Origin of the sequence: Nonomuraea sp. NPDC049646 (assembly GCF_044465525.1) — a bacterium.
In the GTDB taxonomy this organism is placed as follows: Bacteria; Actinomycetota; Actinomycetes; order Streptosporangiales; family Streptosporangiaceae; genus Nonomuraea.
This window is the reverse complement of the sequence record NZ_JBITLU010000013.1, coordinates 213,478-234,864: the sequence shown is the minus strand read 5'-3', so window position 1 is coordinate 234,864 and position 21,387 is coordinate 213,478. Positions and strand designations below refer to the sequence as shown.

The following is a 21,387-nucleotide window of genomic DNA, read 5'->3' as shown; positions in this document are numbered from 1 at the left end:
GCCCGCGCCGACGCCGCATCCTTTCCGTGATCGAGGCGTGGCGTTGCCGCGGGTTGGCACGGCAGCGGGTACGACCGGCACCGGGGGAGGCAACGATGACCACGAATCCGTACGCCACTGCGCCCGTCGGCTACGCGGCCGAGCCGACGGCCGCGCCGTACTCGATCGTCGAGCTCATGCCCGGCGCCCGCAACCTGGTGCACTACCTGCGGGTGGCGCCGGGCGAGCGGGTGCTGGTGCTGGCCGAGCACACCGTGGACCCGGTGGTCGTGCAGGCCATCGCGGCCGCGGCGGCCTACCGTGACGCCGACGTGCACATCCTGTCGGTGGCGCCGTTCAGCCCGGGGGGCTGGGACAGCGGCGCCGGGCACCACGTCGAGCGGGCCGCCGTCGGGGCGTCCGACGTCGTCATCGCCTGCACCTGGTGGGGCGAGGTGCACACCGCGCCGCTGTTCTTCGACGAGATCGCGGCCCTGCCGGTCCGGTTCGCGTCCCTGCACATGAGCGCCACGGCGGGCGCGCTGCTCACCGGCGCCCGCCTGCCCAACGAGGTCTTCTACGCCCTGGCGCACCGCACGCTGGAGAAGCTGGCCGCGACGAGCAGGATCCGGGTCACCTCCACGGCCGGCACGGACCTGACGCTGTCCGGGCTGACCCTCATGCCGGACGCCGAGCCGCCGGGCCCCGGCCAGTGGCGGCCCTTCCCGTACGGGGGCGTCAACTTCTGGCCCGCCGACACCGAGGGCGTGCTCGTCGTCGAGGACTGCACGGTGACCGGCGTGCCCGAGGAGCCGCTGAGCGTGCACCTGGCCGGCAACGTCGTGCAGAAGATCGAGGGCGGGACGGCCGCCGACCGGCTGCGCCGCTTCTCCCCCGGCGGCTTCTACCTGCGGCACGCCCTGATCGGGCTGAACCCGAAGGTCCGGGTGGCGGGCGGCAGCCAGTTCGAGCGGGAGAAGCACGCCGGCGCGTTCTACTGCGGGCTCGACGCGCTCACCGACGGCGTGGCCGTCACCACCGCGCCCGGCTTCGCCCACTGCGACTGCCAGGTCGACCGGCCCACCCTGTACGCCGACGACGAGCCGCTCGTCCTCGACGGCCGGCTGCTGCTGCTCGACGACCCCGAGATCCGCCGGGTGGCCGAACGCTTCGGGCCGCCGGACGTGATCCTCGACGACAACCCGGTCATGGTCCTCCCCCGCCGCTACAGCGGGGCGACGTCGAGCCGATGACCGCCCGACCGCACCAGACAGACAGGATGACCATGGAACCCGAGTTCGTCCTCGACCCGGCCACCCTCGACCTGCACGACAGCGACGAGCGGCTGCGCCGGGCCGGCCCGCTCGTCCCGGTACGGGTCGAGGGGGTGCTGGCCTGGGCCGCCACCAGCCACGCGACGCTGGAGGCGGTGCTGTCGCACCCGGCGATGACGCGCGACATCCGGTACTGGGACCCCGAGGCCCGCGCCGCGGCCCCTCAGGGCACGTCGCTGATGCGGCTCGTCACCGACGCGTCCATGCTCAACGCCGACGGCGAGGACCACCGGCGGCTGCGCGGCCCGCTGGTCAAGCTGTTCAGCGCGCGCCAGGTGCAGCGGATGGAGCCGTGGATCACCTCCATCGTCGGCGACCTGCTGGAGGACCTGGCGGCCAGGCCGCCGGGCGAGCCGGTGGACCTGCGCGCCGAGTACGCCTACCCGCTGCCGTTGCGCGTCATCGTCGAGATGCTGGGCGTGCCCGACTCCCACCGCGAGCGCCTGCGCGCGCTCACCGACGAGGTGGTGCAGCTCGACCAGAGCCCGCCGGACAGCCCGGAGGGACGCAGGGCGCTGTTCGAGCTGGTCGGCGAGATCATCGAGGTGCGGCGCGGCACGCCCGGCGAGGACCTGACGAGCGAGCTGATCGCGCTGCACGCCCAGGGCCGGCTGGACGACGCCGAGCTGCGCGACACCGTGCAGGTGCTGCTGATCGCCGGCCACGTCACGACGATCAACCTCATCGCGCACGCGGTGCGCGCCCTGCTGGGCCGTCCGGAGCAGCTCGAACTGCTGCGCTCGGGGGCCGTGCCGTGGAGCGCGGCGGTGGAGGAGGCGCTGCGCTGGGAGTCGCCCAACGCCTACTTCCCGATGCGCTACGCCATGGAGGACCTGGAGATCGAGGGCGTCCGGCTGCGGGCGGGCGAGGCGGTGCTGGCCTGCTTCTCCGCCGCCGGGCGCGACCCCGAGCGGTTCGGCGAGAACGCCGCCGACTTCGACGTGACCAGGCCGGCCGTGCCGCATCTGGCGTTCGGGCACGGGCCGCACTTCTGCCTGGGCGCGCCGCTGGCCCGGTTGCAGGCCGAGGTGGCGCTGCCGGCCCTGTTCGCGACGTTCCCCGAGATGCGGGCCGCCGGGCCGCTCGACGACCTGCCCCGGCTCACCTCGCTGCTGGACAACGGGGTGCGGGCCCTGCCGGTGCTGCTCGGCCCGCGCGCCGCCGGCTGAGCTCCGCCGGTTTCTCCGTGCGTGCGGATCTTCGCGGGCGGCTTTCTCGGAGAGTGCCGCATGTGAACGGGTCCGTTGCGGCGGGCGTGCCGGGCGTTCTTTGCTGAATATCCAGGTTCGGACAAGACCAGGATCGACCTTCCAGGGGTATTCATGCAGACGCCCATCGCCCCCATCGGCGCGCACGGCATGCTCGTGTTCCTGCTGCAGATCGGCTTGATGCTCGCCCTCGCCCTGGGGCTCGGGGCGCTGGCGGCCCGGTTCCGGCTGCCGGCCGTGGTGGGCGAGCTGTTCGCCGGGGTCGTGCTCGGGCCGTCGATCCTGGCGCACGTCGCGCCGGACCTCCACCGCTGGCTCTTCCCCGCCGACCCCGGCCAGTTCCACCTGCTGGACGCCGTCGGGCAGGTCGGCGTGCTGCTGCTGGTCGGGCTGACCGGCATCCACATGGACCTGAACCTGGTGCGGCGGCGGGCGGGCACCGCGGCCGGGGTCAGCGCGGGCGGTCTGATCATCCCGCTCGGGCTCGGCATCGCCACCGGGTTCCTGCTGCCCCGGATGATCGTGCCCGACGGCACCGACGAGACGGTGTTCGCGCTGTTCATGGGCGTGGCGATGTGCGTGAGCGCGATCCCCGTGCTGGCCAAGACGCTGATGGACATGCGGCTGCTGCACCGCAACATCGGCCAGCTCACGCTCACCGCCGGGATGATCGACGACGCGTTCGGCTGGTTCATGCTCTCGATCGTCAGCGCCATGGCCGTCAACGCGGTCAGCACCGGCACCGTGATCACCTCGCTGGCCTACCTCCTGGCCATCGTCGTGGTGGCCCTGACCGTCGGGCGGCCGCTGGTGCGCGGCGCGATGCGGCTGGCGGCCCGCTCGCCCGAGGCGGGCCCGACGGTCGGCATGGCGATCGTGCTGCTCGTGCTGGCCTCGGCCGGGACGCACGCGCTCGGCCTGGAGTCGGTCTTCGGCGCGTTCGTGATGGGCATGCTCATCGGCGGCGCGGGACGGGTGGACCCGGCCCGGCTGGCCCCGCTGCGCACGGTGACGCTGTACGGCTTCGCCCCCGTCTTCTTCGCCACCGCCGGGCTGCGGATGGACCTGACCGCGCTGACCCGTCCGCCGGTGCTGCTGGCCGGGCTCGCGGTGCTGGCGGTCGCGATCGTCGGCAAGTTCGTCGGCGCGTACGCCGGCGCCCGGCTGAGCCGGCTCAACCGGTGGGAGGCGCTGGCCCTGGGCGCCGGGCTCAACGCGCGCGGCGTGATCGAGGTCGTGGTGGCCATGGTCGGCCTGCGGCTGGGCATCCTCAGCGTCGAGGCGTACACGCTGGTGGTGCTGGTCGCGATCGTCACCTCGCTGATGACGCCGCCCATCCTGCGCGCGGCGATGGCCCGGGTGGAGCAGACGGCCGACGAGGAGATCCGCGAGACGGCCCACCGCGCCTGGACCACCACGGCGAGCTGACGGAGACGACGCTTCTCGCGGCACGCCCTACAGTTGCCCCATGTCCGAAATGCCGTCACGGGTGGAGCTGCACCCGCTCACCCTCTCCGACCAGGACGAGTTCTGCTCGCTCGTCCGGGCCAGCGCCGAACTGCACCGGCCGTGGATGCAGCTGCCCTCGACCGCCGAGGAGTTCCGTACCTGGATGCGCCGCTTCGACGACGGCCTCAACCTGGGCTTCCTGATCCGCGTCCGGGAGAGCGGCGCCACCGCGGGCACGGTCAACATCAACTCGATCATCCGGGGCCGCTACCAGGGGGCCTCCCTCGGCTACGCGGCCTTCGCCCCGTCCGCCGGGCGCGGCTACATGACCGACGGGCTCGCCCTCGCCCTGCGGCACGCGTTCGGCGACCTGCGGCTGCATCGGCTGGAGGCCAACATCCAGCCGGCGAACAAGGCGTCCCTGGCCCTGGCCCGGCGGCTGGGCTTCCGCTACGAGGGGCTGTCGCCCGACTACCTCTACATCGACGGCGCCTGGCGCGACCACGAACGCTGGTCCATCACCGCGCCGAACCCCTGGCAGCCCGATCCCTCCCTGCCGGAGGTGTGATCGGCTCGGGGCCCGTCAGGGCGCCGGCACCACCCGGGTGGCCGTCACGAGGTCGTGCAGGGCGGCCCGGTCGCGGCGGGTCAGCACCAGCACGACCGAGGCCCCGGCCAGGGCGTACGCCGCGACCAGCAGCGGCATGGCGACGGCCGACTCCGGCTCGCGGACCAGCCGGGAGACCGCCATGTGAGCGCACTGCCACGGGAGCAGCTTCACCAGGGCGCGCGCCACGATCCGGGCCGCGCCGGGCCGCCCCCCGCCGGCCAGTGCCACGACGAGCCCCGCGCGCCGCTTGCCCCACGTGGCCTGCCGCCGCCCCGCCTCCCCCGCGACCAGGTACGCCCCGAGTGGCAGCACGCTCAGCGCGGTGATCAGCAGGTCGGTGCCCAGGGCGCCGACCCCGCCGAACCCGGCTCCGGCCCGGCTCAGCGGCACGAACACGCCGGCCAGCGCCGTGAGCCAGGCGGCGATCACGAGATAGTCCCACCCGGCCGCCACCAGCCTCGGACGTAACGCCGTCCGGCCGCCTCGCGTCCGCTCCCGCTCGTTCAGCACGTGTCGCCTCCTTGACCATGATCCTCGAACGGCGGCGACGCCCCCGCGGGCCTCTCGTCTCAGCCGGAGACGTACGTGATGGAGCCGGTCCAGCGGTTGGCCGCGTCCTGGTAGACCTGGAACAGCCCCGTGTCGAAGTACGGGGAGATGCCGGTGTCGTACCGCCCGTCGGCGTCGGTGTCGGCGACGCTGATCGTCAGGCCGCTCAGGTAGCCGGCGCGGGTCCCGGCGTCGTACCCGGTGACCCACGCCGCGCCGGGCGAGGCCGTGAACGGCGAGTCCACCCCGACGGGCCGGTCCGCGCGCAGGCCGGCGGGCTTCACCGCGAAGACCGGGCCGGTCGAGCGTTCGAGGCTCTGGCCCGTGTACGGGCCGGTGCCGTCGGGGTGGAGCCCGGAGGGGTGGCCGAGGACGTCGGCCGCGGGCGGGAGCGGCTGGTTGGCCGCGATCCCGAGGCCGCCGACGCTGTCGCCGAGGCGGGCGACGGTGGTCAGCGTGTCCGGGGCGGACAGGACGACGCCGTTGTAGACGGTGGCGAAGGCGTAGCCCCGGTCGAAGTCGTGGAGGTCTTCGAAGTCGTAGTGGGTGATGCCCTGCTTGCCGACGTACAGGCCGTAGGGGGTGGCGCCGTCGGTGTAGGCCGGGACGAAGACCCACTTGCCGAGCGCGCCCATCGGGGCCTCGATGTCGAACACGCAGTGGCCCGCGGTGGCCACCAGGTTGCGGTACTTCGACTGCACGGAGGTGCCGGTGCACCAGTGGGGCCGGCCGTCGCTCCCGATGAAGAACACCTTGCCGGACGTCGCGAACTCCTCGCCGGGCGGCGGGTTCTCGGCCCCGATCGGCTGGACCGCGATCGCGGGCCCGTCCGGGACGATCCCGGTGGACAGGCGTTCGCCCCCCGCCGCCGTGGCCAGCACGGTGTACGGCGTGGCGGCCCGCAGGTTGGCGGCGTCGTCGGCGAGCCAGAACCCGGCCACCTCCCGGGCCTTGTCCACGACGGTGGCCAGCGGGACCGTCGCGACGGTGGCCGCCCGCGCGGGCCCGGCCGCGACGAGGGGGGCCAGCAGGCTCAGCGCGGCGGCTGACACGATCGTTGCACGCCTCAAGGACATCTCCGTCCGGTAGAGCCGGCCGGACGGCCCGGCCGGCGAACACCAAGATCGTAAGCACGGCCGGCGGAAGAAGCCCACAAGTTTTAGATCACATGTTCGAAACGACGCGACGCTCGACACACGGACGGCCCGCCACCCGGAGGTGACGGGCCATCCCGGAAGGGGAGCCGCGCGGGTCAGGACCGCTTGCGGCCCACCGCGCACAGGTGGTAGTCGCCGTCGATCGGGGACGGGTCGGTGTCGGGGTCGGGACGCCACTCGCGGGTGTTGACGATGCCCGGCTCCAGCAGGTCGAAGCCGTCCAGCATGGAGGCGAACACCGACCGCCTGCGGGCGGTGAACGGCGAGGTCGCGTTGCGGTAGACGGCGCTGACGTCGTCGGCCTTGCTCGGCATGGTGTCGGGGGCGACGTGCGTCAGCACGATGTGGCTGCCCGCGGGCAGCAGGTCGCGGTAGCGGTGGACGACGCCGACCGGGTCCTCGGCGTCGGTGACGAAGTGCAGCAGCGAGACCACCAGCAGCGCGATCGGCCGGGAGAAGTCCAGCACCTCCGCCGCCCGCTCCATGACGGCCTCCGGCCGCCGCAGGTCGCCCTCCTGGACGGTGACGTCGGGCGAGTGGCCGAGCAGGGCGCGGGAGTGGGTGAGCACGACCGAGTCGTTGTCCACGTAGACGATCTTCGCGCCCTCGATCACCTCGTGCACGTGGCCCGCGGTCGGCAGCCCCGAGCCGATGTCGAGGAACTGGTCGACGCCCGTCTGCCGCAGGTGGCGCACGGCGCGCTGCAGGAAGGCCCGGCTGTTGCGGGCGTCGCCCCTGATCTCGGGGATGATCGACAGCACCTTCTCCGCGGCGGCCCGGTCGGACGCGAAGTTGTCCTTCCCGCCGAGGTAGTAGTCGTACATCCGCGCCACGTTGGGCACCGCGGCGCTGACGCCCGGCGGGACTCGGTCACTCATCATGTGCCAAACCTAGACGATCTAGGGCGAACGTTGGGATGATCTCTGCCATGTTAGGTCTCGACCCCGCGACGGGCATCAGCAGGACCAACCTCTGGGCGTGCATGGGGCTCGGGCTCCTCGGCACGGCGGTCATCACGTTCCTGCCGGCCGCGCAGCCGTACCTGCTCACCGACGCGCTGGGGCTGTCCGGCGACGACCTGGGCCGCACGACCGGCTACCTCCAGGTCGCCGCGGAGGCGGCGCTCATCCTGAGCCTGGCCTGGTACGGCGCGCTCGCCGACCGGATCGGCCGGCGGCCGGTCGCCGTGGCGGGGCTGCTGCTGTGCGCGCTCGGCGCGGCGCTCTACCCGTTCGCGGGGAACGTCGCCGTCCTGGTCGCGCTGCGGGTCGTGTTCGCCCTCGGGATCGCCGCCCTGAACGTCACCATGTCCGCGATCACCGCCGACTACGTGCGCGACCGGGCGCGTGGCAAGGCCTACGGCTGGCTCGGCCTGTTCAGCGGCATCGGCGCGGTGGTCGCGGTGCTGGTGCTGGTACGCCTGCCGAACATGCTGGAGGCCGGCGGCATGGCCCCGGCCACGGCGGCCCAGGTGGGCTTCCTGGTGGTCGCCGGGCTGGTGCTGCTGGGCGCGCTGGCCCTGCGCGGCACGCTGGCCCCCGGCCTTGCCACGCCCGCCGAGCCGCCCGCCGGGCAGCCGTCCGGAGAGCGAGCCGGAGAGCGGGCCGGGCTGGCGCGGCTGGTCGTCGAGGGGGTGCGGCTGGCCCGCGACCCCGGCGTGGCGCTGTCGTACGCGGCGTCCTTCGTGGCCAGGGCCGACCTGGCGCTGGTGGCGAGCTTCCTGTCGTTGTGGATCGTGGACCACGCCAAGGCCGTGCGCGGCATGTCCGCCACCGAGGCCCTGGCCAAGAGCGGCGCGATCGTGGGCGTCGCGTACATGGTGATCGTGGTGGGCGCGCCGCTGTTCGGCTGGCTCGGCGACCGGATGCGGCGCCAGGACGTCGTGATCCTGGCCCAGGCGCTGGCCGGGGCCGCGTACCTGTCGACGCTGCTGGTCAGCGACCCGCTCGGGCCGGGGATGATGCTGGTGGCGGCGGCCGTCGGGCTGGGCGAGATCGGCGTCATCACCACGGCGGGCCCGCTGCTGGCCCAGCAGGTGCCGGCCCGCTACCGGGGTTCCAGCTTCGGCGTCCAGACGCTCTGCGGCGCGATCGGCATCTTCGTCATCTCCGGCGTCGGCGGCTGGCTCTACGACCTGTGGCGGCCCGCGGCCCCCTTCGCGCTGGCGGGCGCGTGCGGCCTGCTGGTCGCCCTGTTCGGCCTGGCCGTGCGCCGCCGGGTGACCCCCGTCCCCGAGGCGGTCCCGGGGGCCGTGCCCGCGGCCTGACGGAAGGAAGAGGGCGCCCCGCGCAGGAGGCGCCCTCTTCGCGGTCAGGCGACCAGCCGGCGGTCGGCCGCCCGGACGGTCTCGCGCACCACGCGGCAGATGCCGGCGATGTGCCCGGCGTCCACCGTGGGCCCGGTGGGCAGGGACAGGACGCGGGCGGCCAGGCCCTCGGCCCGGGGCAGGGGCAGCGGGAAGTGCCTGCCCGGGTCCGACCGGTACGGCTCGACCTGGTGGCAGATCGGGGAGAAGTAGCGGCGGGCGTGCACGTTCTCCACCAGCAGCGCCTCCAGCACCGCGTCCCGCGACACGCCGGCGACGGCCTCGTCCACCTCGATGACCAGGTACTGGTGGTTGGCCCGTTCGCCGGGCGCCTGGCCGCGCACCACGACGCCCGGCAGCCCGGCGAGCAGTTCCTCGTAGACCCGCTGGTTGCGCCGGTTGGCCTCGACGATCGTGTCGATGGCCTCCAGCGAGGTCAGCCCCATGGCCGCGTGGAACTCGCTCATCCGGGCCACCGTGCCGGCCCCGGAGATCCGCCCGGCCGCGTCGATGCCCTGGTTGCGCAGCTCCCTGACCCGCGCGGCCAGGTCGTCGTCGTCGGTGACGATCGCGCCGCCCTCGACGCTGTTGACGAACTTGGTGGCGTGGAAGCTGAAGATCTCGGCGTCCCCTGACGTCCCGATCGGCCTGCCCCGGTAGGTGCAGCCGAGCGCGTGCGCCGCGTCGAACAGCAGGACCAGCCCGTGGTCGCGGGCCAGGCGCTCCAGCGCGTCCACGTCGCACGGGTAGCCGAAGACGTGCACGCCGAGGATGCCGCGGGTGCGCGGGCCGATCAGGCGCTCGACGTGGTCGGGGTCGGCGTTGCCGGTGATCTCGTCGGAGTCGCAGAAGACCGGGACGATGCCGATCCACTCCAGCGCGTGGGCGGTGGCCACCCACGTGAAGGAGGGGACGATCACCTCGTCGCCCGGCCGCAGCCCGGCGGCCCTGGCCGCGATCTGGATGCCGGTGGTGGCGTTGCACGTCGCCACGGCGTGCCGGGCGCCGGTCAGGTCGGCCAGGCGCGCCTCGAACTCGCGCACCAGCGGGCCGTTGTTGGTCAGCCAGAGCCGGTCGAGCACGCCGCCGAGCCGTTCCAGCAGGCGCGCCCGCTCCCCCGCGTTCGGCCGGCCGACGACGAGGGGCTCACCGAGGGCCATCGCCGTCCCCCTCCTCGCGCACGCCGACGAACAGCCCGGGGCTGTTGGGCCGGCCGTCGGCCAGCTTGAACGCGGGCCGGAACTCGGCCCGGCAGCCCGCCTCGGCGAACGCCTCCAGGTACTGGTCGCAGGTGAACAGGCTGGAGTACAGGACCTCGGCGAACTCCTTGAAACCCGAGGCGTCGGCGACCCTGAACCGCACCTCCAGCCGGCTCTTGCCGCCCTCCCTGCGCGAGTGCGTCATGCGGGAGATGACGAGCCCCTCCTCCACCAGCGTGTGGCCGCCGACGTGCCCGTCGAGGAAGTTCTCCGGGAAGTACCAGGGCTCGACGACGAGGACGCCGCCGGGCGCCAGGTGGGCCGCCATCCGGCCGACGGCCTCCACCAGTTCGTCGTAGGAGCCCAGTTCGCCGACGGCGTTGCCCATGCAGGTCACGGCGTCGAAGGTGCGTCCGAGGTCGAAGGTGCGCATGTCGCCGGCGTGCAGCGGCACGCCGGGCAGCCGCCGTCCGGCGACCTCCCGCATGTCGGGCGACAGCTCGACCCCTTCGACGTGGTCGAACAGCTTGGCGAAGGTCTCCAGGTGCGCGCCGGTGCCGCAGGCGACGTCGAGCAGCGAGGCCGCGTGCGGCGACCGTTCCCTGATGATCCTGTCGAGCTCGCGGGCCTCGCCCTCGAAGCTCTTGCCGCGGCTGCGGAAGACGCGGTCGTAGTACTCGGCGTGGTCGGATCCGTATTCCATGCAGATCTCCTTCAGGCCACCGCCGGGACGGGCTCGGCCGTCACGACCCTCGGCTGCGGGATGGGGATGATGAACTTGCCGCCGCGGCGCAGGAAGTCCTGTTCCTTGGAGATGATCTCGTCGGCGTAGTTCCAGGCGAGCAGCAGGTAGTAGTCGGGCTGCTGGTCGCGGGCCTGCTCGGGCGAGCGGCACGGGATGCGGGTGCCGGGCAGCAGCCGGCCGTGCTTGAGGCTGGTGGTGTCGCTGCAGAAGCGCACCTCGGCCGGTCCGAGCTCGCAGAACTGCAGCAGGGTGGTGCCCTTGGAGGGCGCGCCGTACCCGGCGACGGTCAGGCCGCGGCCGGCCAGGTCGCGGACGAGGTCGCCGATCTGCTTGATCACCTGGTGGGCGCGCCCGGCGAAGGCCAGGTAGGCCTCGTCGGAGTCGAGGCCGCTCTGCCGCTCCAGCGACAGCAGCCGGTTGACCGAGGGGCGGGTGGGGTGGTCCGAGCCCTCCCTGGCGGCGAAGACGACGATCGAGCCGCCGTGCACGGCCGCCCGCTCGACGTCCACGACGCGCAGGCCGTGCCGCGCGAACAGGTGGCTCAGCGTGGTGACCGAGTAGTACGACAGGTGCTCGTGGTAGATCGTGTCGAACTGGTTCTCCTCCAGCAGGTCCAGCAGGTACGGCACCTCGATCGCGACCAGCCCGTCGGGGGCCAGCACGGCGGTGGCGCCGTCCAGCACGTTGTGCACGTCGTCGATGTGGGCGAAGCACTGGCGGCCGAGCACCAGCTTGGCCTCGCCCTGCTCGGCGTGGATGCGGCGGCCCTGGTCGGCGCCGAAGAACTCGGGCAGCGTGCGCACGCCGCGGGCGTTGGCGATCTCGGCCAGGTTCTCGGCCGGGTCCACGCCGACGACGCGCTGCCCCTGCTCCTGGAAGAGCGCGAGCTGCAGGCCGACGTTGCTGCCCAGCTCGACGACCAGCTCGCCGGGCGCCAGGCCGGCCCGGCGGGTGCACCAGCCGACGATGCGCCGCATGTGGCCGGTCATCTGGTCGGACTCGGAGGTGACGTACACATAGTGCCGGAACAGCACGTCGGGCCTGATCACGTGGCGGATGGCCATCAGCCGGCAGTTGCGGCACACGATGACGTCCACGGGATAGGCGGGCTCCTCGGCCGGCAGGTCGGCGGGGTCGAGGAAGCCGTTGGCCAGCGGCACGGACCCGAAGGAGGTGACCTCCAGCCAGTCGTCGCGCCCGCAGACCCGGCACGTGTCAAGACGTCGGACAATGTCCTGCATGGCTTCTCCTCATGATCTTCAGTGGGCGGCCACGGCGAGCTCGCGGTGCTTGAGCGGTTCCCACCAGGACCGGTTGTCCCGGTACCACGCGACGGTCGCGGCCAGCCCGGTCTCGAAGTCGACCGACGGCGCGTAGCCCAGCTCCCGCTCGATCTTGGAGATGTCGAGGGAGTAGCGCAGGTCGTGCCCCGGCCGGTCGGGGACGTGCTCGACCATGTCCCAGCCCGCGCCGCACGCCTCCAGCAGGCGGGCGGTCAGCTCCAGGTTGCTCAGCTCGCTGCCGCCGCCGATGTGGTAGACCTCGCCGGCCCGGCCGCGGTCGAGGACCATGCGGATGGCCCGGCAGTGATCGGAGACGTGCAGCCAGTCGCGCCGGTTGCCGCCGTCGCCGTACAGGGGCACCCGGCGGCCTTCGAGCAGGTTGGTGACGAACAGCGGGATGACCTTCTCGGGGAACTGGTAGTGGCCGTAGTTGTTGGTGCAGCGGGTGATCACGACGTCCAGGCCGAGGGTGCGGTGGAAGGCCAGCGCGAGCAGGTCCGAGCCGGCCTTGGAGGCCGCGTACGGCACGTTCGGCGCGAGCGGCGTCTCCTCGGTCCACGAGCCCTCGGCGATGGAGCCGTACACCTCGTCGGTGGAGACGTGCACGAAGCGGCCGACGCCGTGCCGCAGGGCCGCCTCCAGCAGGGTCTGGGTGCCCAGCACGTTGGAGCGCACGAAGCCGGTCGCGCTGACGATCGACCGGTCGACGTGCGTCTCGGCGGCGAAGTGCACGATCGCGTCCTGCCCGGCCACCACCTCGTCGGCCACGAGCGGGTCGGCGGTGTCGCCCTGCACGAAGCGCAGCCCCGGGTGGCCGGCCACCGGGTCGAGGTTCTCCAGGTTGCCGGAATAGGTGAGCTTGTCCAGGACGGTGACCCGCGTGCCCGGCGAGTCGCGCAACGTGGCTCTGACGAACTCCGAGCCGATGAAACCGGCGCCGCCGGTGACCAGGATCCGCAACTGTCCGCCTCCTGTCTGAGGGGTCGACGGCTACCGGGCGGCGGCGGTCAGCCGCTCCAGCTCCGCGACGATGTCGGTCGGGCTCGGCGTGGCCAGCCAGTCCTCGTGGATGGCGGCCGCGCCCTTGGTGAACGAGGGGTCCTTCAGCACGCGCAGCAGCTCGTCGCGGATCTCGGCCGCGGACTGCGTCTGGTGGTTGATCCGCACGCCGGCGCCGCGCGTGGTGACGTACCGGGAGGTTCGGGTCGAGGTGAGCTGTTTCTGGCACTGGAGCTGCCAGTCGATGCCGTCCTCGACGGGGGTGCCGACGAGCCGGTTGTGCTCGTCGGTGTCGCAGACGACCTGCGGGACGTTCATGGCCGAGGCGGCCGCGAAGGTGCCGATCGAGCCGTGGTGGATGATCGCCGAGCAGGTCGGCAGGAGCTGGTCGAGCGGCACGTAGTCGAACACGCGCACGTTGGCGGGCAGCGGGCGGTCCAGGTCGAGGAGCTGGTTGGCGTCCAGGGTGGCGACGACCTCGGCGTCCAGGCCGTCCACGGCCTCCATCAGCTTGGCGGTGCGGCCCCAGTCGCCCTTGAAGAACGTGCGCATCGACACGCCCAGCGAGATCGCCACCCGCGGCCGCTCCGGCGGTCGCCGCAGCCACTCGGGGACGACGCTCGCCCCGGTGTAGGGGACGTACCGGACGGGCACGCGATGCACGCCGGGGGTGGGCAGGCTCATCCCGGGTGGGAACGGGTCCACCGTCCAGTCGCCGAGCAGCAGGTTGTCGTCGACGGTCACGCCGTACCTGTCGGCCAGCGGGCCGATCACCCCGGTCATGGGGTTCCGCTCGCCGCTGCCGGCGAACCTGTCCGCGGCCCAGGCGGTGTAGTCGGGGGCCAGCAGCGTACGGGCGTGGGCGGCGCCGCAGACCCGGGCCGCCACCGCGCCGCACGGGAACCACGGGTCCCACAGGACGAGGTCGGGCCGCCACTCGCGGGCGAACTCGACGACGGCCTGCACGTCCTGGCGGGGCTCCGGCGGATGGTAGTTGCGCATGGTGAGCAGCGCGAAGTGGTAGAAGACGTCCCAGGGCGGGCGTTCGGCCTCGGTGATGCCGAGCGCGGCGACCAGGCGCTCCGACTCCTCGATCGTCGGGATGAGGCCGGCGAACCCGGGGTAGCCGCGGTCGTGCACCGACAGCGGCTCGGGCGCGCCGCAGGAGACCGCGGTCAGCCCGGCCGCGTTCACCGACCGGTGGAAGTCGGGCACCGAGACCCCGGTGTCGACGCCCGGCGGGGCGGCCACCACCACCTGGTGCCCGGCCGCCTGCAACGCCCAGGCGTAGGGCACGATCGGCAGGAAGTGCGCCGTCGCGGGGAAGACGGTGAACATCACGCGCATGGCGATCACTCCAGCGGCGAGTCGGGGGCGGCCAGGCCGGCGCGCAGGATCTCGCCGAAGTCGGCCACCATCGTCACGATCGTGCTCTCGGTGAACAGGTTGCTGTTGTAGGCGAAGTTGCCGAAGATCTCGCCGGAGGGGGCGATGTCGAAGGTGAGCAGCGCGCCGTCGGGGATGTCGGTGCCGTTGGGCTGGTCCAGCAGGCGTTCGCGGACCTCGGCGATCTCCAGGTCGCCGACGCGCTCGCCGTCCATGCCGGTGGCGAACTGCCAGACCTGCAGCGCGCACAGCGCCTTGCTCTCCAGCGCGGCGTCGGCCATCAGCTCGGGCGCCTCGGCCACGATCTGCAGGAACGGGATCTCGTTGGCGTAGGAGTCCATGCAGGTCCGGCGGGAGCGCTCGACGACCTGCCGGAAGGTGGCGCAGCCGTCGAGGCCGGTGCGCAGCGGCAGGAAGTTGAAGAACGGCCCCACGGTCTCCTGGAACTCCGGCTGCCCGCGTCCGGAGCTGATCACCGGGACGACCAGGTCGGTGGCCCCGGTGATCCGGCTGAGCAGCACGTTGTAGGCCGCCAGCAGCACCATGAACGGCGAGCTGCGCATCGTCCTGGCGTAGCCGATCACCCGGGCGGAGACGTCCTTGGGCAGCGAGAACCGGTGGACCGGGCAGACCTTGGCCAGCCCGGCCGACCTGGCGTGGTCGGTGGGGACGGCCAGCATGCGCGCGCCGCGCAGCCGCTGCGCCCAGAAGTCGCGGGCGGCCTGGGTCTCGGCGCTTGCGGCCTGCTCCTGCTGCCGTCCGGCGTACTCGTGGTAGGGACGGGGCTCGGGCAGCGGCGGCACGGCATGGCCGCGGCGCTCGGCGTAGCGGGTGACGATGTCGCGGATGAGCAGCTGCATGGACCAGCCGTCGCCCGCGGTGTGGTGCACGATCAGCGCCAGCACCGCGTCCTCGTCGTCGAACCGGCCGAGGATGGCGCGCAGGTGCGGCAGCTCCTGAAGGCTGTAGGAGCCGGCCTCGACCTCGGTGAGCAACTCCTCGGCCCGCAGCGCGCGCTCCTCGGGGGCGGCGGCCGGCAGGTCGACCACCAGCAGCCGGGCCGGCGCGGACGGCTGCCGCACCTGGTACGCCTCCCCCTCGCCCCGGGTGATCGTCATGTTGAGCGCGTCGTGCCGGTCGGCGACGTCGTCCATGGCGAGCTGGAGGGTGTCGACGTCGATGCGGCCGCGCAGACGCCAGCCGACGACGATGTTGTAGCGGGCGCTGAAGGGCCCCTGGGCGTCGCCCTGGTCGAACAGGCGCAGGAAATGCTGGGTGTAGGACAGGGGGTACCGGATCGCCGGCGGGGAAATGGTCATGCTGCCGCCTCCGTGCGGGCATCGCGTCGGCCGCTGCGCTGGAGCTCCACGGCCCGGTAGAGGGCGCTGATGTTGCCGCTGCCGAAGCTGCGGGCGCCCAGTCGCTCGATGAGTTCGAAGAAGAAGGTGTCGCGGGGGTGGGTGGAGCGGGCGAAGATCTGGTAGAGCTGCCCGTCGTGGTCCTCGTCGACGAGGATGTCGAGCCGGGCCAGGTCCTCCACCCGGTACTTCACCGGCCGGACCCGCTCGGCGAGCAGGCTGTAGTAGACGTCGGGGGCGGTCAGGAACTCCACCCCGCGGGCCGCAGTGCCCTCCACCGCGGCCACGATGTCGGCGGCGGCCAGCGCCAGGTGCTGCACGCCCGCGCCGCCGTGGTCGCGCAGGAACTCGTCGATGTGGCCGGGCGTCCTGGTCACGTCCGGCTCGATCAGCGTGAACGTCACCTCGCCGCCGCGGCTGCGGACGACCTTGGTGGTCATGGCCTGCGAGCCGACGGCGATGCGCTCGGCGAAGGTCAGGTCGAAGCCGAGCACCCGCCGGTACCACTCGACGGTGGCGTCGAGCTCCCCGGCCGGGACGCACACGGCCAGGTGGTCCACCTCCCGCAGCCCGAGGGCGGAGCCGGCCGGCCCCGGCCCGGCGGACGCGGTGTCGCGGAAGCCGGGCAGTGCGTGCTCGCGTGCCCCGGCCGGGCGCTGCACGAAGGTGTGCAGCACGTCGCCGAAGCCGTAGATGGCGGCCGTGACGAAGCCGTCGCGCCCGGCGGGGGCCGAGACCGGACGCGCGCCGCGCCGCACCGCCTCGTGGTAGGCGGCCGCGGCGTCGGGCACGCCCAGCGCGATGTCGGACACGCCGTCGCCGTGCCGGTCGAGGTAGCCGGCGCCGGGGTGGTCGGCGGCCAGCGGCTGGGTGAGCACGAACCTGATCCGGTTCGCGCCCAGGACGGCCGCGCGGGCCCGGCCGTCCTGCGCCGTGGCGTAGGCCGAAAGGCCCAGGGAGCCGGTCAGCCGGGCGGTCTCGCCGTCCAGGTCGCCGACGTAGAAGCCGATGTGGTCCAGGCGCAGGTCGTCGAAGATCGTCGTGGTGGTCATGGGCTATCCGGCGTCCGTCCGGGCGGCGAGACCGCGCGGGCGCAGGTCCGTCCAGTGGGCGGTGACGTACTCGGTGCAGGCGTCGCGGACGGCCGGGCCGAAGGCGACCTCCCACCCCGCGGGCACGTCGGCGAAGGCGGGCCACAGGCAGTGCCGGCCCTCGTGGTTCACCAGCACGCGGAAGGCCGCGTCCCGGTCGTCGAATGGGTTGCTCATCTCGTCCCTCTCACTGGGTGCGCGCGCCGGCCTCTAGCCATTCGTCCAGGCCGGCCACGGTCGCCGCGTCGAACAGGTCGCCGATGGACAGGTTGACGCCCAGCGCCGCGCGGATCCGGCTGACCAGCCGCATCGCCAGCAGCGACTGGACGTCCAGGTCGAAGATGCTGTCGTCCACGCCGACCCGCTCGACGCCGAACACCTCGGCGAACACCGTGCACAGGACCTCCTGGCGGGGGTTCTGCGGCGCGCGGTAGGCCGAGCCGGGCTCGTTGTCGGGGTCGGGCAGGGCCGCGCGGTCCACCTTGCCGTTGGCGGTCAGGGGCAGCGCGTCCAGCACGACGAACGCCGTGGGCACCATGTAGTCCGGCAGCGACGTGCGCACGTGGGCGCGCAGCGCGGCCGGGTCGGGGGCCTCGCCGGCCGGCACGACGTAGGCGACCAGACGCTTGTCGCCCTGCCGCGACTGCCCGGCCACGACGGCGACGTGCGCCAGCCCGGGATAGCCGGCCAGGACGGCCTCCACCTCGGCCAGCTCCACCCGGAAGCCCAGGATCTTGACCTGGTCGCCGGCCCGCCCGATGAACTCGATCTGCCCGTCGTCGTTCCGCCGGACCAGGTCGCCGGTGCGGTACATGCGCTCGCCGGGCCCGCCGAACGGGTCGGCGACGAAGCGCTCGGCGGTCAGGTCGGGGCGGCCGTAGTAGCCCCGGGCCACTCCCCGGCCGGCGATGTACAGCTCGCCCTCCAGGTCGCCGGGGACCGGGCTGAGGCGGTCGTCGAGCACGTAGAGCCGCACGTCCCGCATCGGGCCGCCGACCGGCACGCTGGTGCCCAGCTCGGTCCCGGCGGTCAGGGGGGCGTGGGTGGAGAACAGGGTCACCTCGGTCGCGCCGTACATGGCCCGCACGGTCGTCCCCGGGCAGGCGGCCAGCACCTGGCGGACGGCGGCGGGCACGATCACGTCGCCGCCGGTGAGCACCTCGCGGACGCCGGCCAGGCAGTCCGCCCCCTCCTCGGCCACGACGCGGAACAGGCCCGCGGTCAGGTGCAGCCCGGTGATCCGCTCCTCGCGGATCAGCCGGCGCAAGGTGTCGAGGTCCGGCTCGCCGGGCGGCGCGACGACGATCGTGCCGCCGTGCAGCAGCGGCACCCACAGCTCGTACGTCGAGACGTTGAACGCGTACGGCGCGACCATCAGGACGCGCTCGTGGGCGCCGGTGTCCCAGCAGGGGTCGAGGGCCAGGCCGAGCACGTCCCAGTGGGTGACCGCGACGCCCTTGGGGTGCCCGGTCGAGCCCGAGGTGTAGATGACGTAGGCCAGGTCGTCCGGGCCGGTGGCGACGCCCGGCTCGGTGGCCGGTTGCTGCGCGGTGGCGGGGTCGTCGTCGGCCAGCAGGGTCGCGGGGGCGGCCGGCAGTCCCGCGGCGGCCTTGGCGCGGTCGGCGACCAGGACGGGCGTCCCGGACGAGTCGACGATCCACTGCCGGCGGTCGGCCGGGTAGGCGCTGTGGACGGGCAGGTAGCAGCCGCCCGTCTTGAGGATCGCGAGGAGCGTGACGACCAGCTCGGCCGAGCGCTCCATCAGCACCGCGACCGGCGTCTCGGGGCCGGCGCCGAGCCCGCGCAGGCGGTGGGCGAGGCGGTTGGCCCGCTCGTCGAGCTCCCGGTAGGTCAGCCGCACCGGGCCCGCCGACACCGCGACCGCGTCGGGCGTGCGCCTGGCCTGCTCGGCGACGTGTCCGTGCACAGTTGTAGGCGACATCAGCGGGTTCCTCAGTCGTCGTGGAAGATGGCGTGGATGCCGGAGACGCCCGAGAGCATCGTGGCGAAGTCGATCTTGCGGGGGCGGAGCTTGCTGGGGTCGAGGGTCTTCTGCGCCCTGTCCCAGTACTCCTCCTTGTGCTTGGTGCGGTCGTAGAAGAAGCGCACGAAGTCCAGCAGGGAGTCCAGGAACTCGCGGTAGTCCTTCTCGTAGCGCGCCAGCACGGCCTCCTCCGAGGCCGGGTCGTTCAGGATCTCGTCCACCGCGCCGGCCAGCCCGTGGGCGCCGCGCAGCGCCAGGCCGACGCCGGTGGACAGCAGCGGGTCGATGAAGGCCGCCGCGTCGCCCACCAGGGCCCAGCCGGGGCCATGGAAGCGGGTGCAGGTGTAGGACCAGTCGCGGATGCTGCGGAAGCCGCTGACCCGGGTGGCGCCCTCGGTCAGGGCCCGCACCTCCTCGGCGGCGGCCAGCTCCGAGGCGTACAGGTCCTCCAGGCTCTTGCCGGACTTCTTGTACTCCTCGATGGGGGTGACGTAGCCGACGCTCACCGTGCCGTCGTGCAGGGGGATGAACCAGAACCAGCCCGCGGGGCGGTTCTCGGTGACGGTGTCGCCGAAGCGCGTGCCGCCGTAGCGCTTGCACCCCTGCCAGTACGACCAGACCGCGATGTTGCGCAGGTCGTCGTGGTACTCGATGAGGTCGAAGCGGCGGGCCAGGAGGTGCTGCTGCCCGGTGGCGTCGATCAGCAGGCGGCAGCGGGCGGTGCGCTGCTCGGCGTCGCCCTTCACCGTGTACGTCACGCCGGTGACGCGCTCGCCGTCGAACACCAGGTCCTTGACCGTGGCCTCCTCGAACACCGTGGCGCCCAGCTCCCTGGCCCTGGCCAGCAGGAGGGAGTCGAAGTCGGCGCGGCGCACCTGGTAGGCGTACTCGTAGTTGGACGCCTCGGCGAAGCGGAAGTCCCAGGTGCCCTGGTTCCTGCCCCACAACAGGGTGCCGCCGTACTTCTTGACGAACCCCATCTGGTCGAGCCGCTCCTTCAGGCCCAGCTCCTCCAGCGTGGGCATGGACCCCGTGATCAGCGACTCACCGATGTGGTAGCGCGGGAACTTCTCCCGCTCCAGCACCAGAACCCGGTGCCCGCGCTGGGCCAGCAGTCCCGCCGTACCCGAGCCGCCAGGGCCTCCGCCGATCACGACAACGTCGAACTCGTCATGAGTGTTGATCACCGTGCTCCTCCGTTTCGCCGCTCTGCGACTCGCAGTCAGGGTCACATTCACGTCGCGGGGCCCACATCCTTTGAATTGCTGTCTGAGCTCACGAAACACCGCATTTCACAAGATGTGCGGCGGGGTGGCCGCGTTCATCATGAGGCGAATGAGAACGGTCATCAGCGTCTGGATCGCCGAGCATCCCCTGCCGGACTACCTGGGCCCGATCAGGAGGATGGCCGCCGACTTCGAGGCCGCGCACCCGGACCTCCGGATCGAGATCACCGGGCACGGCTTCCGCGAGCTGCCCGCCGAGGTGGCCCGCGCGGCCGGCCGGGGGGAGCCGCCGGACCTGGCGGAGTACTACGCCACGGCCACCCGGCCCGCGCTGGACACCCGGGCGCGTTCCGGCGCGCCGCTGTTCACGCCGATCGAGCGCGCCGTCGGGGGGCGCGCGGAGATCCTCGGCGAGCCGGTCGTGCTCGCCGACCTCGAACCGGCCGTACGCGGCCACTACACCTACCGCGGCGAGCTCGTCGCCGCGCCCGCGACGGCGACCACGGCGGTGCTGCTCACCAACGCCACCCTGCTGCGCGCGGCCGGGATCGACGCGCCGCCGCGCACCTGGGAGGAGCTGGAGCGCGCCTGCGCCGCCGTGCGGGCGCTGCCCGGCGGCCCGCCGCACGGCGTCTCCTGGGCCAACCACGGCTGGCTGTTCCAGCAGGCCGTCGCCGGGCAGGGCGGCCTGCTGGCCGACCACGACAACGGCCGCGCCGGCCGCGCCGGACGGGTGGACCTGGCCTCCAAGGAGCTGCTGGCCTACGCCGCCTGGTGGCGGCGCCTGCACGCCGAGGGCCACTACCTGCGCGCGGGCGAGCCCGGCGACTGGGGGCCGGCGCTGGGGGCGTTCCTGGGGCAGCGGGTGGCGTTCACGATCGCGTCCTCGGTGGTGGTGGGCATGATCGCCGAGCGCGGGCGGGAGTCCGGGTTCGAGGTGACGGCGAGCCCGCTGCCGCACAACGAGAGCCTGCCGCGCGCCGGGCACCTGGTCTCCGGCCAGGCGCTCTGGCTGACCGACGGGCTGCCGCCGGAGCGGCGGGACGGCGCGCTGGCGTTCGTCCAGCACCTGCTGAGCGCGGGCAACGCGGCGCGGTGGCACCGGGAGGCCGGTTTCCTGCCGGTCACCGGGGCCGCGGCCGGCCTGCTGGAGCAGGAGGGCTGGTTCGACCGGCACCCGGTGCACCGGGCCGCGACCGCCCAGCTCCGCGCGGCCGACGGCTCCCCCGCCGCGCTGGGCGCGGTGCTCGGGGACTTCGCCGGGATCCAGGACCTGATGACGCAGGCCATGACCCGGGTGCTGGACGGCGCCGACCCCGACGACTGCTTCGCCGACGCCTCGCAGCGGGCTCAGGGCCTGCTCGACGCCTACAACGCCGACTGCCTGGACGGGCGCACCCCGCGCCGCCTGTCGGTGGGCTGAACCACCGCCGCCTTCCGGGCGGCGGCACCGCTCCCACGGCATCCGCCCGTGAAGTGAGCACTTCAGAAGAAGACCGTGCCGGCGGGCGATGCCACGCTCGGA

The 21,387-nt window shown here is 73.2% G+C and carries 19 protein-coding genes; 6 read left to right on the top strand and 13 right to left on the bottom strand.

Translation table 11 applies throughout. From position 1 onward, the window contains the following. The first annotated feature begins 95 nt into the window (after positions 1-95). The 4 genes from ACIBQ8_RS34710 (at position 96) to ACIBQ8_RS34695 (ending at position 4,538) form a co-directional block, all read left to right on the top strand. On the top strand, positions 96-1,232 hold the full coding sequence (locus ACIBQ8_RS34710) for a hypothetical protein (protein WP_397174855.1): 1,137 nt from the start codon (positions 96-98) through the stop codon (positions 1,230-1,232). Between the two features lie 26 nt (positions 1,233-1,258). Then, positions 1,259-2,482: a cytochrome P450 gene (locus ACIBQ8_RS34705; RefSeq protein WP_397194079.1), complete on the top strand. Its 1,224-nt coding sequence runs from the start codon at positions 1,259-1,261 to the stop codon at positions 2,480-2,482. Positions 2,483-2,635: 153 nt separating this feature from the next. Next, entirely contained in the window at positions 2,636-3,949 is a 1,314-nt protein-coding gene (locus ACIBQ8_RS34700) for a cation:proton antiporter (protein ID WP_397174852.1), read from the top strand. Between the two features lie 40 nt (positions 3,950-3,989). Beyond that, positions 3,990-4,538: a GNAT family N-acetyltransferase gene (locus ACIBQ8_RS34695; RefSeq protein ID WP_397174850.1), complete on the top strand. Its 549-nt coding sequence runs from the start codon at positions 3,990-3,992 to the stop codon at positions 4,536-4,538. 15 nt (positions 4,539-4,553) lie between these two features. Here the strand turns inward: ACIBQ8_RS34695 and ACIBQ8_RS34690 are convergent, their stop codons facing one another. The 3 genes from ACIBQ8_RS34690 to ACIBQ8_RS34680 form a co-directional block, all read right to left on the bottom strand. Then, positions 4,554-5,090 (bottom strand): RDD family protein, encoded by a 537-nt coding sequence (locus ACIBQ8_RS34690; protein WP_397194078.1) that lies wholly within the window; start codon positions 5,088-5,090, stop codon positions 4,554-4,556. A gap of 59 nt (positions 5,091-5,149) precedes the next feature. Beyond that, on the bottom strand, positions 5,150-6,199 hold the full coding sequence (locus tag ACIBQ8_RS34685; RefSeq protein ID WP_397194077.1) for a trypsin-like serine peptidase: 1,050 nt from the start codon (positions 6,197-6,199) through the stop codon (positions 5,150-5,152). Positions 6,200-6,381: 182 nt separating this feature from the next. After that, positions 6,382-7,167, bottom strand: a complete 786-nt coding sequence (locus ACIBQ8_RS34680; RefSeq protein ID WP_397174846.1) for an SAM-dependent methyltransferase — start codon at positions 7,165-7,167, stop codon at positions 6,382-6,384. A gap of 47 nt (positions 7,168-7,214) precedes the next feature. On the opposite strand from ACIBQ8_RS34680, the gene ACIBQ8_RS34675 reads away from it, so the two are divergent. Beyond that, positions 7,215-8,552, top strand: coding sequence for an MFS transporter (locus ACIBQ8_RS34675; RefSeq protein WP_397194076.1), 1,338 nt, complete (start codon positions 7,215-7,217; stop codon positions 8,550-8,552). Positions 8,553-8,596: 44 nt separating this feature from the next. On the opposite strand, the gene ACIBQ8_RS34670 is transcribed toward ACIBQ8_RS34675, so the two are convergent. Genes ACIBQ8_RS34670 through ACIBQ8_RS34625 form a run of 10 tightly spaced genes read right to left on the bottom strand, consistent with a single transcriptional unit; the run spans position 8,597 to position 19,823 of the window. Continuing rightward, positions 8,597-9,751, bottom strand: a complete 1,155-nt coding sequence (locus tag ACIBQ8_RS34670) for an aminotransferase class I/II-fold pyridoxal phosphate-dependent enzyme (protein ID WP_397194075.1) — start codon at positions 9,749-9,751, stop codon at positions 8,597-8,599. Next, positions 9,738-10,493 (bottom strand): class I SAM-dependent methyltransferase, encoded by a 756-nt coding sequence (locus ACIBQ8_RS34665; protein ID WP_397174841.1) that lies wholly within the window; start codon positions 10,491-10,493, stop codon positions 9,738-9,740. The genes ACIBQ8_RS34670 and ACIBQ8_RS34665 overlap by 14 nt, the downstream gene beginning before the upstream one ends. An 11-nt stretch (positions 10,494-10,504) precedes the next feature. Next, positions 10,505-11,776: a class I SAM-dependent methyltransferase gene (locus tag ACIBQ8_RS34660; RefSeq protein ID WP_397194074.1), complete on the bottom strand. Its 1,272-nt coding sequence runs from the start codon at positions 11,774-11,776 to the stop codon at positions 10,505-10,507. A gap of 18 nt (positions 11,777-11,794) precedes the next feature. Beyond that, positions 11,795-12,778, bottom strand: a complete 984-nt coding sequence (gene rfbB, locus ACIBQ8_RS34655; protein ID WP_352327799.1) for a dTDP-glucose 4,6-dehydratase — start codon at positions 12,776-12,778, stop codon at positions 11,795-11,797. Between the two features lie 30 nt (positions 12,779-12,808). Beyond that, a complete protein-coding gene (locus ACIBQ8_RS34650) occupies positions 12,809-14,164 on the bottom strand; it encodes a nucleotide disphospho-sugar-binding domain-containing protein (RefSeq protein ID WP_397174838.1) in 1,356 nt (451 codons plus the stop codon). A gap of 5 nt (positions 14,165-14,169) precedes the next feature. Then, entirely contained in the window at positions 14,170-15,522 is a 1,353-nt protein-coding gene (locus ACIBQ8_RS34645; protein ID WP_397174837.1) for a condensation domain-containing protein, read from the bottom strand. After that, positions 15,519-16,613, bottom strand: coding sequence for a 4-hydroxyphenylpyruvate dioxygenase (gene hppD / locus ACIBQ8_RS34640; protein WP_397194073.1), 1,095 nt, complete (start codon positions 16,611-16,613; stop codon positions 15,519-15,521). The genes ACIBQ8_RS34645 and hppD overlap by 4 nt, the downstream gene beginning before the upstream one ends. 3 nt (positions 16,614-16,616) lie before the next feature. Next, on the bottom strand, positions 16,617-16,829 hold the full coding sequence (locus ACIBQ8_RS34635; RefSeq protein WP_352359912.1) for an MbtH family protein: 213 nt from the start codon (positions 16,827-16,829) through the stop codon (positions 16,617-16,619). Positions 16,830-16,839: 10 nt separating this feature from the next. After that, on the bottom strand, positions 16,840-18,594 hold the full coding sequence (locus tag ACIBQ8_RS34630; protein WP_397194072.1) for an amino acid adenylation domain-containing protein: 1,755 nt from the start codon (positions 18,592-18,594) through the stop codon (positions 16,840-16,842). Between the two features lie 11 nt (positions 18,595-18,605). Continuing rightward, on the bottom strand, positions 18,606-19,823 hold the full coding sequence (locus ACIBQ8_RS34625; RefSeq protein WP_397174832.1) for an NAD(P)/FAD-dependent oxidoreductase: 1,218 nt from the start codon (positions 19,821-19,823) through the stop codon (positions 18,606-18,608). Positions 19,824-19,971: 148 nt separating this feature from the next. Here ACIBQ8_RS34625 and ACIBQ8_RS34620 point away from each other — a divergent pair, with 148 nt between their 5' ends. Beyond that, positions 19,972-21,285: an extracellular solute-binding protein gene (locus ACIBQ8_RS34620; RefSeq protein ID WP_397194071.1), complete on the top strand. Its 1,314-nt coding sequence runs from the start codon at positions 19,972-19,974 to the stop codon at positions 21,283-21,285. Positions 21,286-21,387: the final 102 nt, after the last annotated feature.

Bases quoted from the DNA above. Each gene is read 5' to 3' on its own strand.
- ACIBQ8_RS34710 (WP_397174855.1), top strand. From the start codon at position 96: ATGACCACGAATCCGTACGCCACTGCGCCCGTCGGCTACGCGGCCGAG.
- ACIBQ8_RS34705 (WP_397194079.1), top strand. From the start codon at position 1,259: ATGACCATGGAACCCGAGTTCGTCCTCGACCCGGCCACCCTCGACCTG.
- ACIBQ8_RS34700 (WP_397174852.1), top strand. From the start codon at position 2,636: ATGCAGACGCCCATCGCCCCCATCGGCGCGCACGGCATGCTCGTGTTC.
- ACIBQ8_RS34695 (WP_397174850.1), top strand. From the start codon at position 3,990: ATGTCCGAAATGCCGTCACGGGTGGAGCTGCACCCGCTCACCCTCTCC.
- ACIBQ8_RS34680 (WP_397174846.1), bottom strand. From the start codon at position 7,167: ATGATGAGTGACCGAGTCCCGCCGGGCGTCAGCGCCGCGGTGCCCAAC.
- ACIBQ8_RS34675 (WP_397194076.1), top strand. From the start codon at position 7,215: ATGTTAGGTCTCGACCCCGCGACGGGCATCAGCAGGACCAACCTCTGG.
- ACIBQ8_RS34670 (WP_397194075.1), bottom strand. From the start codon at position 9,751: ATGGCCCTCGGTGAGCCCCTCGTCGTCGGCCGGCCGAACGCGGGGGAG.
- ACIBQ8_RS34665 (WP_397174841.1), bottom strand. From the start codon at position 10,493: ATGGAATACGGATCCGACCACGCCGAGTACTACGACCGCGTCTTCCGC.
- ACIBQ8_RS34660 (WP_397194074.1), bottom strand. From the start codon at position 11,776: ATGCAGGACATTGTCCGACGTCTTGACACGTGCCGGGTCTGCGGGCGC.
- ACIBQ8_RS34650 (WP_397174838.1), bottom strand. From the start codon at position 14,164: ATGCGCGTGATGTTCACCGTCTTCCCCGCGACGGCGCACTTCCTGCCG.
- ACIBQ8_RS34645 (WP_397174837.1), bottom strand. From the start codon at position 15,522: ATGACCATTTCCCCGCCGGCGATCCGGTACCCCCTGTCCTACACCCAG.
- hppD (WP_397194073.1), bottom strand. From the start codon at position 16,613: ATGACCACCACGACGATCTTCGACGACCTGCGCCTGGACCACATCGGC.
- ACIBQ8_RS34635 (WP_352359912.1), bottom strand. From the start codon at position 16,829: ATGAGCAACCCATTCGACGACCGGGACGCGGCCTTCCGCGTGCTGGTG.
- ACIBQ8_RS34630 (WP_397194072.1), bottom strand. From the start codon at position 18,594: ATGTCGCCTACAACTGTGCACGGACACGTCGCCGAGCAGGCCAGGCGC.
- ACIBQ8_RS34620 (WP_397194071.1), top strand. From the start codon at position 19,972: ATGAGAACGGTCATCAGCGTCTGGATCGCCGAGCATCCCCTGCCGGAC.